This window comes from Propionivibrio limicola (assembly GCF_009469695.1).
Taxonomy (GTDB): Bacteria; Pseudomonadota; Gammaproteobacteria; order Burkholderiales; family Rhodocyclaceae; genus Propionivibrio; species Propionivibrio limicola.
Genome location: NZ_SSSR01000002.1, coordinates 52,487 through 67,646 on the forward strand (window position 1 = coordinate 52,487; position 15,160 = coordinate 67,646).

Annotated in this window: 15 protein-coding genes; 4 read left to right on the plus strand and 11 right to left on the minus strand. The window is 64.5% G+C overall.

Annotated elements, in window-relative coordinates:
* Positions 1-76 precede the first annotated feature (76 nt).
* Genes hemC through GH659_RS02280 form a run of 4 tightly spaced genes read left to right on the plus strand, consistent with a single transcriptional unit; the run spans position 77 to position 4,056 of the window.
* The gene (hemC, locus tag GH659_RS02265) at positions 77-1,036 is read left to right on the plus strand and encodes a hydroxymethylbilane synthase (RefSeq protein WP_281349698.1); all 960 of its coding nucleotides are present in this window, start codon (positions 77-79) and stop codon (positions 1,034-1,036) included.
* Positions 1,036-1,821 (plus strand): uroporphyrinogen-III synthase, encoded by a 786-nt coding sequence (locus GH659_RS02270; RefSeq protein ID WP_170285801.1) that lies wholly within the window; start codon positions 1,036-1,038, stop codon positions 1,819-1,821. The genes hemC and GH659_RS02270 overlap by 1 nt, the downstream gene beginning before the upstream one ends.
* Positions 1,805-2,881, plus strand: a complete 1,077-nt coding sequence (locus tag GH659_RS02275) for a uroporphyrinogen-III C-methyltransferase (protein WP_153109132.1) — start codon at positions 1,805-1,807, stop codon at positions 2,879-2,881. Before GH659_RS02270 ends, GH659_RS02275 begins: the two co-directional genes overlap by 17 nt.
* Positions 2,878-4,056 (plus strand): heme biosynthesis HemY N-terminal domain-containing protein, encoded by a 1,179-nt coding sequence (locus tag GH659_RS02280; protein ID WP_153109134.1) that lies wholly within the window; start codon positions 2,878-2,880, stop codon positions 4,054-4,056. Before GH659_RS02275 ends, GH659_RS02280 begins: the two co-directional genes overlap by 4 nt.
* 106 nt (positions 4,057-4,162) lie before the next feature.
* On the opposite strand, the gene purD is transcribed toward GH659_RS02280, so the two are convergent.
* From purD to GH659_RS02335, 11 genes are all read right to left on the minus strand, one after another.
* Entirely contained in the window at positions 4,163-5,443 is a 1,281-nt protein-coding gene (purD, locus tag GH659_RS02285; protein WP_153109135.1) for a phosphoribosylamine--glycine ligase, read from the minus strand.
* Positions 5,444-5,578: 135 nt separating this feature from the next.
* Positions 5,579-7,171, minus strand: coding sequence for a bifunctional phosphoribosylaminoimidazolecarboxamide formyltransferase/IMP cyclohydrolase (gene purH, locus GH659_RS02290; protein WP_153109137.1), 1,593 nt, complete (start codon positions 7,169-7,171; stop codon positions 5,579-5,581).
* 160 nt (positions 7,172-7,331) lie between these two features.
* A complete protein-coding gene (locus tag GH659_RS02295; RefSeq protein ID WP_153109138.1) occupies positions 7,332-7,568 on the minus strand; it encodes a Fis family transcriptional regulator in 237 nt (78 codons plus the stop codon).
* The gene (gene dusB, locus GH659_RS02300; protein WP_153109140.1) at positions 7,565-8,605 is read right to left on the minus strand and encodes a tRNA dihydrouridine synthase DusB; all 1,041 of its coding nucleotides are present in this window, start codon (positions 8,603-8,605) and stop codon (positions 7,565-7,567) included. The genes GH659_RS02295 and dusB overlap by 4 nt, the downstream gene beginning before the upstream one ends.
* 183 nt (positions 8,606-8,788) lie before the next feature.
* Positions 8,789-9,055 (minus strand): cell division topological specificity factor MinE, encoded by a 267-nt coding sequence (gene minE / locus GH659_RS02305; protein ID WP_153109141.1) that lies wholly within the window; start codon positions 9,053-9,055, stop codon positions 8,789-8,791.
* 1 nt (position 9,056) lies between these two features.
* Positions 9,057-9,878, minus strand: coding sequence for a septum site-determining protein MinD (minD, locus tag GH659_RS02310; RefSeq protein WP_153109142.1), 822 nt, complete (start codon positions 9,876-9,878; stop codon positions 9,057-9,059).
* 86 nt (positions 9,879-9,964) lie between these two features.
* Positions 9,965-10,747, minus strand: coding sequence for a septum site-determining protein MinC (minC, locus tag GH659_RS02315; RefSeq protein WP_153109143.1), 783 nt, complete (start codon positions 10,745-10,747; stop codon positions 9,965-9,967).
* 105 nt (positions 10,748-10,852) lie between these two features.
* Positions 10,853-12,007 carry an FAD-dependent monooxygenase gene (locus tag GH659_RS02320; protein WP_153109144.1) on the minus strand — a complete coding sequence of 385 codons (1,155 nt, stop codon included), beginning with the start codon at positions 12,005-12,007 and terminating at the stop codon, positions 10,853-10,855.
* Between the two features lie 13 nt (positions 12,008-12,020).
* Positions 12,021-13,319: an aminopeptidase P N-terminal domain-containing protein gene (locus GH659_RS02325; RefSeq protein WP_153109145.1), complete on the minus strand. Its 1,299-nt coding sequence runs from the start codon at positions 13,317-13,319 to the stop codon at positions 12,021-12,023.
* Positions 13,316-13,996: an N-acetylmuramate alpha-1-phosphate uridylyltransferase MurU gene (gene murU, locus GH659_RS02330; protein ID WP_153109146.1), complete on the minus strand. Its 681-nt coding sequence runs from the start codon at positions 13,994-13,996 to the stop codon at positions 13,316-13,318. Before murU ends, GH659_RS02325 begins: the two co-directional genes overlap by 4 nt.
* Positions 13,996-15,027 carry an aminoglycoside phosphotransferase family protein gene (locus tag GH659_RS02335; RefSeq protein WP_153109147.1) on the minus strand — a complete coding sequence of 344 codons (1,032 nt, stop codon included), beginning with the start codon at positions 15,025-15,027 and terminating at the stop codon, positions 13,996-13,998. The genes murU and GH659_RS02335 overlap by 1 nt, the downstream gene beginning before the upstream one ends.
* Between the last annotated feature and the right edge of the window lie 133 nt (positions 15,028-15,160).

Consider the following 15,160-nt stretch of genomic DNA (forward strand, 5'->3'; position numbering starts at 1 on the left):
GCGCGGCTTGGAGAGGCTTGGCAAAAGTCTGCGTGGTACTATCGCCGTCGTTTTTTCTCCGCGATCAGGTCTTGCCGTGAATAAGAAGCCTCATGTCTTTTCGCCCCCCCGTCTTGTCATCGCCTCGCGCGAGTCGCGGCTGGCCATGTGGCAGACCGAGCATGTCCGGCAATGCCTGGCCGGCCTGCATCCTGAATGTCCGGTGGACATCCTCGGCATGACGACGCGCGGCGACCAGATTCTCGACCGCCCGCTGGCGGAAATCGGCGGCAAGGGGCTGTTCATCAAGGAGCTGGAAATCGCCATGCAGGAGGGGCGCGCTGATCTCGCCGTGCATTCGATGAAGGATGTGCCGATGGAGATGCCGGAAGGTTTCGTGCTGGCGGCTATCCCGGTGCGCGAGAACCCGTGCGACGCGTTTGTCTCGAACCGCTACGACGGGCTGGAGGCGCTGCCGCCCGGCGCTGTTGTCGGTACGTCGAGTCTGCGCCGCGAGGCGACCCTGCGCGCGACCTATCCGCAACTGACGATCGTGCCGTTGCGCGGCAACCTCGATACGCGCCTGCGCAAGCTCGACGAAGGGCAGTTTGACGCCATCATCCTGGCTGCCGCCGGACTGATTCGGCTGGGGCTCGGCGAGCGGATTCGCGCTGTGCTGACGCCGGAGCAGTCGCTGCCCGCGCCGGGGCAGGGAGCGCTCGGCATCGAAATTTCGGCGGGGCGCGCCGATGTGGCGGCTTTAGTGGCGCTGCTTGCCGATGTGCCGACGACGCATTGCGTGCGTGCCGAACGCGCCTTCTCGCGTGCGCTTGGCGGTAGTTGCCAGGTGCCGCTCGGCGGCTATGCGGTGCTTGACGGTGATCAACTGTGGTTGCGCGGCTTCGTGGCGACGCCTGACGGACAGCAGATGGTGCGCGGCGAGATTCGCGGCAACGCCGTCGATGACGAAGCGCTCGGTCGGCAGTTGGCGCAGCAACTGCGCGCGCAAGGAGCGGACGCGATTCTTGCCGCGCTGGCTTCGCCGACGTGCCTCTGATGCGACCGCTTGAGGGAAAACGCATCCTCGTGACGCGCCCGGTCGGGCAGTCGGCCGCGTTGGCCGCGCTGATCGCGGCGCAGGGCGGCGAGGCGGTCAGTTTTCCCTTGCTCGACATTGCGCCGGTCGATGATCCGGGGGCGGTACAGTCGATGGCGGCGCGGCTCGATGAATTTTCGCTGATCGTCTTTATCAGCCCGAACGCCGTCGACTATGGCCTGCCGCCGCTTCTGGGGGGGCGGGCCTGGCCGGGCAACGTGCAGGCGGCGGCGATCGGCCAGAGTACGGTGGCGAAACTGGCGCAGTTCGGTATCGACAAGGTCATCGCACCGACCGAGCGCTTCGATTCCGAGGCATTGCTCGACCTGCCACCGTTGCAGGCCGAACGCGTGCAGGGCCAAAAAGTGCTGATCCTGCGCGGCAACGGCGGGCGGGAATTGTTGGCCGACACCCTGCGCGAGCGCGGGGCCGAGGTCGACTGCGTGACCTGCTACCAGCGGTCGGCGCCGGCCGATGGTGCGTCGATTCGGGCGCTGCTGCATCGTCGGCAACTTGACGCGGCGACGATTTCGTCGAGCGAGGGGCTGCGCAACCTGTTGGCGTTGCTCGATGCCGAGGCGCGTGCGCAGTTGCAAACGCTCCCCGTTTTCGTGCCGCATGCGCGCATCGTCGAAGTGGCGCACGCGCTCGGCTTGCTGCAGGTCGTGCTGACCGGGCCGGCGGACGCCGGTATCATCAACGGTTTGTGTAATTTTGAGTGGCGTGGCTATGAACGAGAATGTTGATCAATCTTCCGCTTCCACCGACACCGCGGCGCCTTCGCCTTCTTCGCCGCTGTTTACCAAGATGCGTATCAGTCCCTGGGCGTTCATCGCGGCGGCCGCCTTCGGACTGGCCGGCTGGCAATGGTTCGAAACGCGGGTGCGTCTGGCCGACACGCGGGTTGAGGTAAGCAAGCGCCTGACCGCTAGCGAACTGGTCGTCGAGGAAACGCAAGCCCAGAGCAAGCAGGCGCAGGAGCAACTCGCGACGCTGCAGGCGACGGTCGACACGCTGAAGGAGCAGGCGGAGGTGGCGAAGAGCCAGCAGGAAGCGCTGCAATCCCTCTACGAAAGCCTGGCGCGGAACAGCGATGAAGCCGTGCTGGCCGAAGTCGAACAGAACGTGATGTTTGCCGCGCAGCAACTGCAACTGGCCGGTAACGTGCCGGGCGCGGTGCTGGCCTTGCAGGCCGCCGATTCCCGCCTGGCCGGCAGCAACCGGCCGCAGTTCATTGAATTGCGCAAGGTACTGGTGAGCGATCTCGACCATCTGCGCGCGGTGCCGAAGGTCGACATGCAGGGCTTGTACCTGCGCATCGAAAGCGTGATCAGTGCCATCGATACGCTGCCGCTCGTCGTCAATGCCCGGCCGCGTGAAAGCAAGAAGGATCCGGTTCCGGCCGCGGCGGCACCGTCACTGGGGTCGCTGAGTTTCTGGCAGCAACTGCTGTCCGGCTTCTGGTCGGACGTGCGCGGCTTGGTTCGCGTTCAGCGTTTCGACCGCGAGGCGCCGGTGTTGCTCGCTCCGGAGCAGGCGTTCTTCCTGCGCGAAAACCTCAAGCTGCGTTTGCTCAATGCCCGGCTGGCGCTGCTCTCCCGCGATCAGGAAACGTACCGCGGCGAAATCCGGCAGGCGACGGAATGGCTGAGACGCTATTTCAACGGTAGCGACAATGCCGTGCAGACGGCGCAGGCGTCGCTCAAGGAGCTGTCGGCAACGGAAGTGGCCATCGCTCTGCCCGACATCGCCGCCAGTCTTGAGGCGATCAAGAGCTACAAGGCCAGCCAGGAGCCGAAGCAATGAAAGGGCTGCTCTGGGTTCTCGCGCTGTTCGCCGCCGCCGTCGCCCTTTCGCTGGCGGCCTACTACAACGAAGGCTATCTGCTGCTCGTCTATCCGCCGTATCGCGTCGAGATTTCGTTGAATCTCGCGATTGTCGTGCTGGTTGGCGGCTTTGTCGTGATGTACGGGCTGCTGCGCGGCGTGGCGCTGACGATGTCGCTGCCCGGTCGCGTGCGCGAATTCCGTGCCCGTCGGCAACGCGAAAAAATGACGCAGGTGCTCGACGACGGCGTGCGCCTTCTGGTTGAAGGTCGCTATGCGCAGGCGATGAAGCGGACTGGCGAAACCTTTGCCGCCGGTTTCGCGCCCGCGACGTCGGCGCTGCTCGCCGCCCGTGCCGCCCAGCGCTTGCGCGAGAGCGAGAAGCAGAAGCAATGGCTCGAAAAGGCCGTTGCTCACGATCCGAAGGCGCAGGCGGCCTGCCTGATGCTCGAAGCCGAAATGCTCATCGAAACGCATCGTTTTGCCGAAGCGGCCGAGGTTCTCAAGCGCCTGCATGCCACGGCCGGCCGGCACATCGCCGCCTTGCGACTTGAATTGCGCGCCCAGCAGGGCTGCGGCAACTGGGACGAGGTCTTGCGCCTTGCCCGCGTACTTGAAAAACGCAACGCGCTCGTGCCGGAGCTGGCCCATGAAATCAAGCTCAAGGCGCATCAGGAGAACGTCCGCCAGCGCAGTTCGGATCTGGCGCAATTGCGGGGTTACCTGAAGAAGATGCCGTCGAGCGAGCGCAGCCCGCGTCTGGCCCGCGTTTATGCCGAGGCCCTCGTCCAGCTTGGCGAACACGAAGAGGCGGGCGAGTTCATCAAGGCCCAGCTGGAGCGCGAATGGGATTCACGCCTGGCCGGATTGTATGGCCAGGTGCGTGGCGGCGATCTGACGGCGCGTATTGCCGCCGCCGACAAATGGCTGCCCGCGCATCGGGACGACCCGCAACTCTTGCTGGCGCTCGGCCGTATGTGTTTCGAGCAGCGGTTGTGGGGCAAGGCGCAGGCCTATCTCGAAGCGGCCTTGTCGGTCGCCGAACTGGGGAGCGACAAGCGCGAAATCCGGCTCGAACTGGCGCGTTTGTTTGAGACCACCGAGCGCGTCGAGGAGGCCATGCCGCATTACCGGGCGGCGGCGATGGCCGATTGAGGCCGGAGGCTTTGCCCGTCGTTGCGTAGTCCGGGCGTGGGGATGAAAAAAGGCCGGGAGGTGAGTCCCGGCCTTTTTTGTGGCAGTGTGGCAGACGTAGCACGGCTTAGCGCGAGAGAGCCCGGTGTCCGATGTCGCGGCGGAACTGCATGCCGTCGAAGTGGATGCCGGTGATCGTCTCGTAGGCGAGCTTTTGCGCGAGTTTCACGTTGTCGCCGAGCGCCGTGACGCAGAGCACGCGACCGCCGGCGGTGACGACCTTGCCGTCCTGCTCGGTGGTACCGGCTTGGAAAACGCAGACGCTGTCACTGCCGTTGTCAGTTGCCTTTGGCAGGCCGCTGATGACGTCGCCCTTGCGCGGCGTTTCCGGGTAGTTGGCGGCGGCGAGGACGACGCCGAGCGCGACGCGGCGGTCCCATTCGGCCTCGACCTGGTCGAGCGTGCCAGCGATGGCGTGCTCGACGAGTTCAACGAGGTTGGACTTCAGGCGCATCATGATCGGCTGCGTTTCCGGGTCGCCCATGCGGCAGTTGAATTCCACCGTCTTCACCGAGCCATCCTTGCCGATCATCAGACCGGCGTAGAGGAAGCCGGTGTAGGGCATGCCGTCGGCGGCCATGCCGCGTACCGTCGGCAGGATGATTTCGCGCATCGCCTTGGCGTGGATTTCCGGCGTGACGACCGGCGCCGGCGAGTAGGCGCCCATGCCTCCCGTGTTCGGGCCGGTGTCGCCGTCGAAAATGCGTTTGTGGTCCTGGCTCGAAGCCAGCGCGAGCACGTTCTTGCCATCGACCATGACGATGAAGCTGGCCTCCTCGCCGTCGAGGAAGTCTTCGATGACGACACGGGCGCCCGCATCGCCGAGCTTGTTGCCGGAGAGCATGTCGTCGATGGCGCGGTGCGCTTCTTCAAGCGACATGGCGACGACGACGCCCTTGCCGGCCGCCAGACCGTCGGCCTTGATGACGATCGGTGCGCCCTTCTGGTCGACGTAGGAGTGCGCCGCGGCGGTGTCGGAGAAGGTTTCGAAGGAGGCGGTCGGAATCTTGTGCCGGGCCATGAAGCGTTTGGCGAAATCCTTCGAGGATTCGAGCTGCGCGGCTTCCTTGGTCGGGCCAAAGATCTTCAGTCCGCGTTCGCGGAACAAATTGACGATGCCGGCGGCGAGCGGGGCTTCCGGGCCGACGACGGTGAGATGGATTTTCTCCTTCTCGGCGAAGTCGGCGAGCGCGGCCGGGTCGGTGATGTTGATGTTCTCCAGCTCATGCTGGTGCGCCGTGCCGGCGTTGCCGGGAGCGACATAAACTTTTTGTAGGCCGGGAGCTTTGGCGAGGCGCCAGGCCAGCGCATGTTCGCGTCCGCCGGAACCGATGACGAGGATTTTCATTTGTAGAACCTTTCACCACAGAGGCACAGAGACGCAGAGAAAAGCATGTTATCGGAAACACAGAAAACTTCCCGATTTTTGCCTTTTTCTGGTTTCCTCTGTGCCTCCGTGTCTCTGTGGTTAGTGGCTTTGATATTAGTGACGGAAATGACGGGCGCCGGTGAAGACCATGGCGATGCCGTGTTCGTCGGCCGCGGCGATGACTTCCTCGTCGCGCATCGAGCCGCCCGGCTGGATGACGGCCTTGGCGCCGGCTTCGGCGAGGACGTCAACGCCGTCGCGGAACGGGAAGAAAGCGTCGGAGGCGACGACCGAACCCTTCAGGTCGAGACCGGCGTGCTGGGCCTTGATGCAGGCGATCTTGGTCGAATCGACGCGGCTCATCTGGCCGGCGCCGACGCCGAGCGTCATGCCGTTGCCGCAGAAGACGATGGCGTTGGATTTGACGAACTTGGCGACGCGTTCGGCGAAGAGCAGGTCTTCGATCTGTTGCGCGCTTGGCGCAACTTTGGTGACGACCTTGAGGTCGCTGGCTTGCGCCGTGAAGTTGTCGGCCGTCTGCACCAGCAGGCCGCCGCCGACGCGCTTGTATTCGAGCGCGTTGAGCTCGCGCGAGATTGGCACGACAAGCACGCGCAGGTTCTGCTTGGCGGCCAGCGCGGCCTTGGCTTCGGCAGTGAAGGCCGGGGCGATCAGCACTTCGACGAAGTGCTTGCGCTCGTTCATGGCGTTGACGATGTCCATGCCGACTTCGCCGTTGAAGGCGATGATGCCACCGAAGGCCGAGGTCGAATCGGTCTTGAAGGCTTTTTCGTAGGCGCCGAGCAGGTTGCCGTCGATAGCGACGCCGCACGGATTGGCGTGCTTGACGATGACGCAGGCCGGCACATCGAAGGATTTGACGCATTCCCAAGCCGCGTCCGAGTCGCCGATGTTGTTGTAGGAGAGTTCCTTGCCCTGCAACTGGGTGTAGGCGGCGATGCTGCCGGCCACCGGCGCGGTGTCGCGGTAGAAGGCGGCGCTCTGGTGCGAGTTCTCGCCGTAGCGCAGCACTTCGACGCGGTCGAAAGCGAGTTGCAGCTTGGCCGGGAAGATCGACGGAGCCGGCGCGGCTTCGGCGGCCTTGGTTTCAGCGCCTTCGTCGAGACCGGTCAGCCAGTTGGCGATCATGCTGTCGTAGCGCGCCGTGTGGGTGAAGGCCTTCTTGGCGAGGTTGAAGCGGGTGCCCAGTTGCAGGGCGCCGCCGTTGGCCTGCATTTCGCTCAGGATGGCCGGGTAGTCTTCCGGATCGGTGACGATGGCGACGCCGGCGTAGTTCTTGGCCGAGGAGCGGACCATGGCCGGACCGCCGATGTCGATGTTCTCGATCGCGTCTTCGAGCGTCACGCCGTCCTTGGCGATGGTGGCGGCGAACGGGTAGAGGTTCACGCAGACCAGATCGATCATCGGGATGCCGTGCTGCTCGATTGTCGCCATGTGTTCCGGCAGGTCGCGGCGGGCGAGGATGCCGCCATGCACTTTCGGGTGCAGCGTCTTGACGCGGCCGTCGAGCATTTCCGGGAAACCGGTGTAGTCGCCGATTTCGGTGACGGCAAGGCCGGCATCGCGCAGCAGTTTGGCGGTGCCGCCAGTGGACAGGAGCTTGACGCCTTGCGCGGCGAGACCTTGGGCGAATTCGAGCGCGCCGCGTTTGTCGGAAAGGCTGATCAGAGCTTGGCGAATTTTCATGTCGAGGACTTTCTCAGGTTAAAGATCGCCACAGGATTCGGGGCGGCTGGCCGGGCAATCGATATCCGGCCAGCCCGCTGCCGTGCTTGCGGCGGGTAAGACTTGCGGGGAATAAATCAGAAAAAGCAGAAAAAGGACTAGAAAAAATCAGATACGCGAATCAGAGCAACTGGTGTTCGGTAATTTTCTTGCGCAGCGTGTTGCGGTTGATGCCGAGCATTTCGGCGGCCAGCGTCTGGTTGCCGCCGGCTTGCTGCAGGATGACTTCGAGCATCGGACGCTCGACGCTCTTCAGCACCATGTCGTAGATGCTCGACGGCGATTCACCGTCGAGATCCCTGAAATAGGTTTCCAGCGCGCCCTTGATGCAGGCGGAAATGTCGTGATCGCGTTTCATGCGGCGAGTCCCTCACTGTCGTTGCTATTGTTGTTGTCGGTCGGGTCGTAACGCAGGTGTTCGCTGTGCTCGGCCAGACTCAGGAAAAATGTGTTGACGGCGCCCTGCTGCGTGGCGACATCGGGGAGCAGGTTCATGTGGTGGCGGAACGCCGCCGAACCGACCAGCCCCTTGGTGTACCAGGAGATGTGCTTGCGCGCGACGCGCACGCCGGTTTCGACGCCGTAAAACGCGTACAGGTCGTCGAGGTGGGCGAGCAGGATGGCGTGGATTTCGCTGACGCGCGGCGGCGGCAGGTGCGTGCCGGTCGCCAGAAAGTGTTCGATTTCGCGGAACAGCCACGGGCGGCCCTGCGCGGCGCGGCCGATCATCAGCGCGTCGACGCCGGTGACGTCAAGCACGTGTTTGGCCTTTTCCGGCGAGGTGATGTCGCCGTTGGCGATCACCGGGATCTGCGCGGCGGCCTTGATCTCGGCAATCGTTTCGTATTCGGCGTGGCCGGTATAGCCGCAGGCGCGGGTGCGGCCATGCACGGCGAGGGCGCGGATGCCCGACTGCTCGGCAATTTTCAGGATGTTCAGCGCGTTGCGGCTGGTCTTGTCCCAGCCGGTGCGGATTTTCAGCGTCACCGGCGTTTCGGGGACGGCCTGGACGACGGCTTCGAGAATCTGGCCGACCAGCGTTTCGTCCTTGAGCAGGGCGGAGCCGGCCATCACGTTGCAGATTTTCTTAGCCGGGCAGCCCATGTTGATGTCGATGATCTGGGCGCCGCGCTCGACGTTGTGGCGGGCGGCATCGGCCATCATCTTCGGCACCGAGCCGGCAATCTGCACCGAAATCGGTTTCACTTCGCCATCGTGGTTGGCGCGCCGCTGCGTCTTGGCGCTGCCGTAAAGCAGCGAGTTGGACGTCACCATTTCCGAGACGGCCAGGCCGGCGCCCATCTTCTTGCACAGTTGCCGGAACGGACGGTCGGTGACCCCGGCCATCGGGGCGACAAAAAGATTGTTCCGGAGCGAGAAACCGACGAATTCCATGTGGGGTAGTGTGCAGGTGTGGCAGGGAAGGGGGCGGATTTTACTCTTGTTGCCGCCTAAAAAATAGTCAATTGACCTATCGGGAGCGGAATAAAATTCTTGACATGCGGGGTGCGCTCGCCTTGTAAAAAACAAAAAGCCCCGGCAGGCTGCCCGGGGCTGTCTGGTCGATGCGCGGAGACGTCAGCGTGCGGCGCCCGGCTCCGGCAGGACGATGTTGACCTCGAGCACCTCGTAATTGCCTTGTTTCTCCAGCGATACCTTGATGTCGTCCTGATTGACCGAAACGTACTTGGAGATGACGGCCACCAGTTCCTGCTGCAGCTCGGGCAGGAAGTTCGGCTTGCTGGAGAGGCTGTTGCGCTCGTGCGCGATGATGAGCTGCAGCCTTTCCTTGGCCTGAACCGCCGATTTCGGTTTGTTGCCGAAGATGAGTGAAAGCAGGGACATCCTATTTTCCCCCGAACAGTCGCTTGAGCAGGCCGGGTTTTTCGTAATCGACGAAACGCAACGGCTTGGTGTGGCCGAGGAAACGATCGACGACGTCGAGGTAGGCTTCGGAAACGTCGCTGTCTTTCAAATGGATGGCCGGCGTGCCCTGGTTGGACGACTGCAGCACGATTTCCGATTCCGGGATGACGCCGATGATCGGCACGCGCAGGATTTCCTGCACGTCCTTGTAGGAGAGCATTTCGCCTTCGTCGACACGTTTCGACGAATAGCGGGTGATCAGCAGGTGCTCCTTGACCGGTTCACCGCCCGCCATGGCGCGCCGCGACTTGGCCTGGATGATGCCGAGGATGCGGTCGGAGTCGCGCACCGACGAGACTTCCGGGTTGGTGACGATCAGCGCCTCGTCGGCGAAGGTCAGTGCCATCACCGCACCGCGTTCGATGCCGGCCGGCGAATCGCAGACGACGTAGTCGAAGCCCATGTGCTCAAGCTCCTTCAGCACCTTTTCGACGCCTTCTTCGGTCAGCGCGTCCTTGTCGCGTGTCTGCGAAGCGGGCAGCACGTACAGGTTGTCGTTGCCGCAGTGCTTGTCCTTGATCAGCGCCTGCGTCAGCGTGGCTTCGCCGTGGAGGACGTTGACCAGGTCGTAGACGACGCGGCGTTCGCAGCCCATGATCAGGTCGAGGTTGCGCAGACCGATATCGAAATCGATGACGGCCGTCTTGAAGCCGCGCAGGGCCAGGCCGGAGGAGAAGCTGGCGCTGGTGGTGGTCTTGCCAACGCCACCCTTGCCGGAAGTTACGACGACGATTCGTGTCACGAACGTTTCTCCGTTGAAAAAAACGTGATTTTACCTGTTGCCGGAATTTTTTACCGGATCGCTTGATGCCATGCGGCAACGGGTGCTCAGTCTGTCCGCAAGGCGACGATGGACAGGTTGCTGCCTTTGCCCGGCTCTTCAGAGAGCTGGATCTGTACCGGTTGTCCGGCCAGTTGGTCCGGGATGCCGGCCTCGAACGTGCGATACACGCCGGCGATCGACACCAGTTCTGCCTCGAAGCGGGTGGTGAAGATGCGTGCCGTCGTCGCGCCGCTGGCGCCGGCCAGCGCCCGCCCGCGCAGCGGAGCGTAGACGTGGATGCTGCCGTCGGCGATGACTTCCGCCCCGGCATTGACGGCCGCCAGGACGACGAGATCGCCGCCGCGTGCGTAAGCCTGTTGGCCCGAGCGCAGTGGCCGGTCGATGATCAGCGTCGGCACAAAGGCGGGGGCGGGCGGCTGTGGTGCCGCGACGGCTTCCGGGGCCGCTGGTTGAGGGGGCGGGGGGGCAGGTTCGGTGCGTTCTTCCACCGTGCGGGTCGGGCGTTTGAACGCGGCGAGGCTCGGCAAGCCGGCGCCGGCGGCGTTCGTGCGCAATGCCTCGCTTCCGCCGCGCACGCCAATCACGCGCAGCCCGTGCCCGTCGAGGATCGCCTTGAGCGCGGCCCAGTCGGCGGAGATCTCCTCGGGATCAATCGAATCGAGTTCGATGACCGCCGCATCGCCATCGAAGAACTCGTCGTCGCCGAACAGTTCCGTGGCCGCCTTGGCGACTTGCCGTGCCTGCAGCGAATGCAGCGTGACGCTGACGACCGGAAGGGTGGTCCCCTTGAATTCGATCAGTTGGATTTTTTTGTTGTTTCGTGCCATGAGTCGGGAGAAATGAAGCGGTATGCGACGAATGCGTCGGGGCGGAACAGTCTAGCCGAGTCCGCACAGAAAATGAACGAAGCCGCCGGCGGGCGGCAGGACGTCTTACGGCCAGGCACGGGCGCCCCAGATCATGCGCCGGGCGATGAAGTGGCGCAGCGGCGGTACGAGGTCGAGTGCGAGCAGGCCCAGTCCGCGCACGGCGTTGAGCGGCGGGATGTCGTTGGAGAAAAGATGCACGATGCCGTGCGTGAACGCCGCGCTGCCGAGGCGATCCGTTTGGCGGCGGCGAGCGTAGGCGGCGAGCGGCTCCGTGTGGCCCGGATCGTCGCCACCGTGTGCGAGCAGCGTTTCGGCCAGTTCCCACGCGTCGCGCAGGCCGAGGTTGAAGCCCTGTCCGGAAACCGGGTGCAGCGTTTGTGCCGTGTTGCCGAGCCAGACCTGGCGTGGCTCGGTGAGCTGTTTGCGCAGGCGCAGGGCGAGCGGGAAGCTGGCGCGCGGGCCGGTGGCGGTCAGCCGGAGTTGGCCGCTGAACTGGCGGTTGAGCACGGCGAGGAACGCCGCGTCGTCAAGCGCGAGAATTTCGCGGGCCTTGGCCGGCGGAACGGTGAAGACGACGGCGTAGCCCTTTTCCAGAGGCAGCAGCGCCAGCGGGCCGTCGGGCGTAAAGCGTTCCCATGCCTGGTGCGAGTGGGGGGTGTCCGGGGTGACTTCGCAAACGATGGCGTGTTGTCCGTAGTCGCGCACGGTAATGTTCGGATCGTCGGCCGGTGTGCCCTCGGCATGCACCACGAGCTTGGCCGTGATTCGTTCCTTGCCGTTCGGGCCGGCGATGGTTGCCGTCGCATGTGTTGCGCAAGTCTCAATGGTCTCGACAACGCTGGATGAAAGCAATGTTTCGCTAACGAGACCGATGTCGAGGGCGTCGGCCAGGTCGCGGTAGCGCAGCACGTAGCCGAGCGCCGGGATGGCATAGTCGCGGGCGTCGATCAGCGTGCGGCCGAAGCCGCCGCGCTGCGAGACGTGGATGGTACGGATCGGCGTGGCGGCCGACGCATTCCAGGCGTCCAGCCGTTCGAGCAGTTGCCGGCTGCCGTGCGCCAGGGCGAGGGCGCGCGGATCCTTGACCCAGGCGCCGTGCGGCTGGCGGTCGATGAGCGTGATGCGAAACGGGCTGGGAGCGTCGCGGTTTCCGCCGAGTGCCCGCGCCAGGGCCATGCCCACCGGTCCGGCGCCGATGATCAGGATGTCGGTTTTCATGACGGCTCCGGGTTTAGTCACGGCGCATCACTTCCTCGATCTCGGCGACCGTTTTCGGTGCGCTGGTGTAGACGTCGGCGCCGGTCTCGGTAACGAAGACGTCGTCCTCGATGCGGATGCCGATGCCGTGCAAATGCTCGGGTACGCCGGCGCCGGGGCGGATGTAGAGGCCGGGTTCGACGGTCAGCGCCATGCCGGTTTCGAGCGTGATCCAGTCCTCGCCGGCCTTGTAGTCGCCGGCGTCATGCACGTCGAGGCCGAGCCAGTGGCCGGTGCGGTGCATGTACCATGGCTTGTAGGCTTCGCTTTCGATCAGGCCGTCGATGCCGCCGGCGAGTAGGCCGAGATCGATCATGCCTTGCACGAGCACGCGCGAGGCCGCGTCGTGATAGGCGGAAAACGGCGCGCCGGGCCTGATTGCGGCGATGGCGGCGGCTTGCGCGGCGAGGACGATTTCGTAAGCGTCGCGTTGCGGGCCGGTGAAGGTTCCGTTGACTGGGAAGGTGCGCGTGATGTCGGCGGCGTAGCCGTCGAGCTCGCAGCCGGCGTCGATCAGCACCAGCGTATGGTCGGCGAGCAGCTTGTCGTTCTCGACGTAATGCAGGACGCAGGCGTTGGCGCCGCCGGCGACGATCGGCGCGTAGGCGTGGCCGTCGGCGCCGCGCTTTCTGAATTCGTAGGAGAGTTCTGCTTCGAGCTCGTATTCGGCGAGGCCGGGGCGGCTGGCGCGCATGGCGCGGGCGTGGCCGGCCGAAGTGATGGCGGCGGCGCGGCGCATGAGGTCGATTTCGTGCGTGTCCTTGATCAGGCGCATGCGGTCGAGCGGTTCGCGCAGGTCGCGGATTTGCGCCGGGGCGCGCTTGCCGGCGCGTGTCTGGGCCCGGACGGCGTTGAGCGCGGCGACGATCTTTGCGTCCCAGTCGGCGTCGTGGCCAAGCGCGTGCCAGAGAGCGTCGCGGTTGGCGATGAGATCGGGAAGCCGCTGCTCGAGTTCGGCGAAGGTGTGCGTCTCGTCAAAGCCGAAAGCGTCGCGCGCTGCTTGTGGTCCGTAGCGGAAGCCGTCCCAGATTTCGCGTTCTTCGTTCTTCTCGCGGCAGAAGAGAACCGAGCGCGTCTCCTTGCCACCGATCAGTACGAGAACGGCTTCGGGTTCCGGGAAACCGGTCAGGTACCAGAAGTAGCTGTCGAAGCGGTACGGGTGGTGCGTGTCGCGGTTGCGCACGCGCTCGGGCGCCGTCGGGATGATGGCGACGCCGTCGCCGATTTTTTCGAGCAGCGCGCGGCGACGCGATGAGTAGGGTTCGTGTTTCATGCGGTTTGCCTCAGTTCGCAATCGAGCGCGGCAAGGCGTTCGGGGGTGCCGACGTCGACCCAGCGGCCGGCGTGGTGTTCGCCGGTGATCGTGCCTAGCGCGATGCCGGCGTCGAGCAGCGGGCGCAGTTTCATGGCCGCGCCGGGCGGCACGCTGGCGAAAAACGCCGGCGAGAAAACGCCGGTACCCGCGTAAGTGTAGGCTGGTCCGAGGTTGTCGCTGGCGAAATGCACTCTTCCGTTGTCGAGGCAAAAGTCGCCGTGCGGATGCTGCGGCGGGTTGTCGACGAACACCAGATGGGCGCGGCGATCCTGCAATGCCAATGCCCGCCGGAAATCCCAGTCGCACCAGACGTCGCCATTGACGAGGAGGAAGGGCGCATCGCCGAGCAGCGGCAGGGCGTTGGCGATGCCGCCGGCGGTTTCGAGCGCGCCGGGCGGCTCCGGCGAGTAGCGGATGGACAGATCGAACTGGCGGCCGTCGCCGAGCGCGGCTTCGATCTGCGCGCCGAGGTGGGCGTGGTTGATGACGACCTCGCGAAAACCGCACGCGGCCAGCCGTTCGAGGTGCCAGACGATCAGTGGCTTGCCGCCGGCTACGAGCAGCGGCTTCGGCGTCGTGTCGGTGAGCGGACGCATGCGTTCGCCGCGCCCGGCGGCGAGGATCATGGCTTTCATCAGAACGTCAGTCCGGTCTGCACTTGCCGGTTTTCGAGCTGGTCGAGCAGGTGGGCGAGCGGCTTGAGTTCGTTGTAGCGTTCGGCGGTGCGGCGCAGGTAGGCCATGACGCGCGGCATGTCTTTCAGGTAGCCGTCCTTGCCGTCACGGTGGAAGAGGCGGGCGAAGATGCCGAGCACCTTGATCTGGCGCTGCGCGCCCATCCACTCGTAGTCGCGGTAGAAGGTGTGAAAGTCGCTGTCGACCGGCAGCCCGGCCTTGCGCGCCATTTCCCAGTAGCGGATGACGAAATCCATTTCCTGCTCTTCTTCCCAGCGGATGTAGGCGTCGCGGTAGAGCGAGGCGAGGTCGTAGGTGATCGGGCCGTAAACCGCGTCCTGGAAGTCGAGAATGCCGGGGTTGGCGGGGAAACTGTTTGCGTCGGCGCCGTCGACGACCATCAGGTTGCGCGAGTGATAGTCGCGGTGGACGAAGACCTTCGGCTGCGCGAGGTTGTTGGCGAGCAACTTGTCGAAGACAGTGCGCAGGGCAGCGTTTTGCTTGTCGTCGAGGGCGATGTCGAGGTGTTTGGCGATGTACCAGTCCGGGAAAAGGTTCAATTCGCGGCTGAGCAACGCGTGGTCATAGTCGGGCAGGAGGCCCGGGCGGCTGCTGTGCTGGATATGCACGAGCGCCGTGTTGGCGTCGCGGTAGAGCGACGGCGCGGTTTGCTCGTTGAGTGCGCTCAGGTACGTGGTGTTGCCGAGGTCGGATAACAGCAGGAAGCCCTGGCCGAGGTCTTCGGCGAAAACTTCGGGGACATGCACGCCGGCCTGACGGAACAGCTTGGCGACCTTCAGGAAGGGGCGGCAGTCCTCGTGTTGCGGCGGCGCATCCATGACGATGCGGGTTTCGCCGTTGTCGAGCGTGACGCGGAAATAACGCCGGAAACTGGCGTCGGCCGACGCCGGTTCGATCGGGATTTCCTGTTCGGGATGTTTGCTGGAATAGATGTGGTTGAGCCAGTTGCGCAACAGGATGGTACGCGGCATGCCGCTTCTCCTTGATCTGTGACGAAGATGCTAGAATGCGGCGATTTTATCATTCGTCTTGCCGGGTGCCGCGCCCGTGGCTTTTTGGTGCGATCAGCTCTGGCGTTTCGGCAACGATCAAAGAAACAATAAT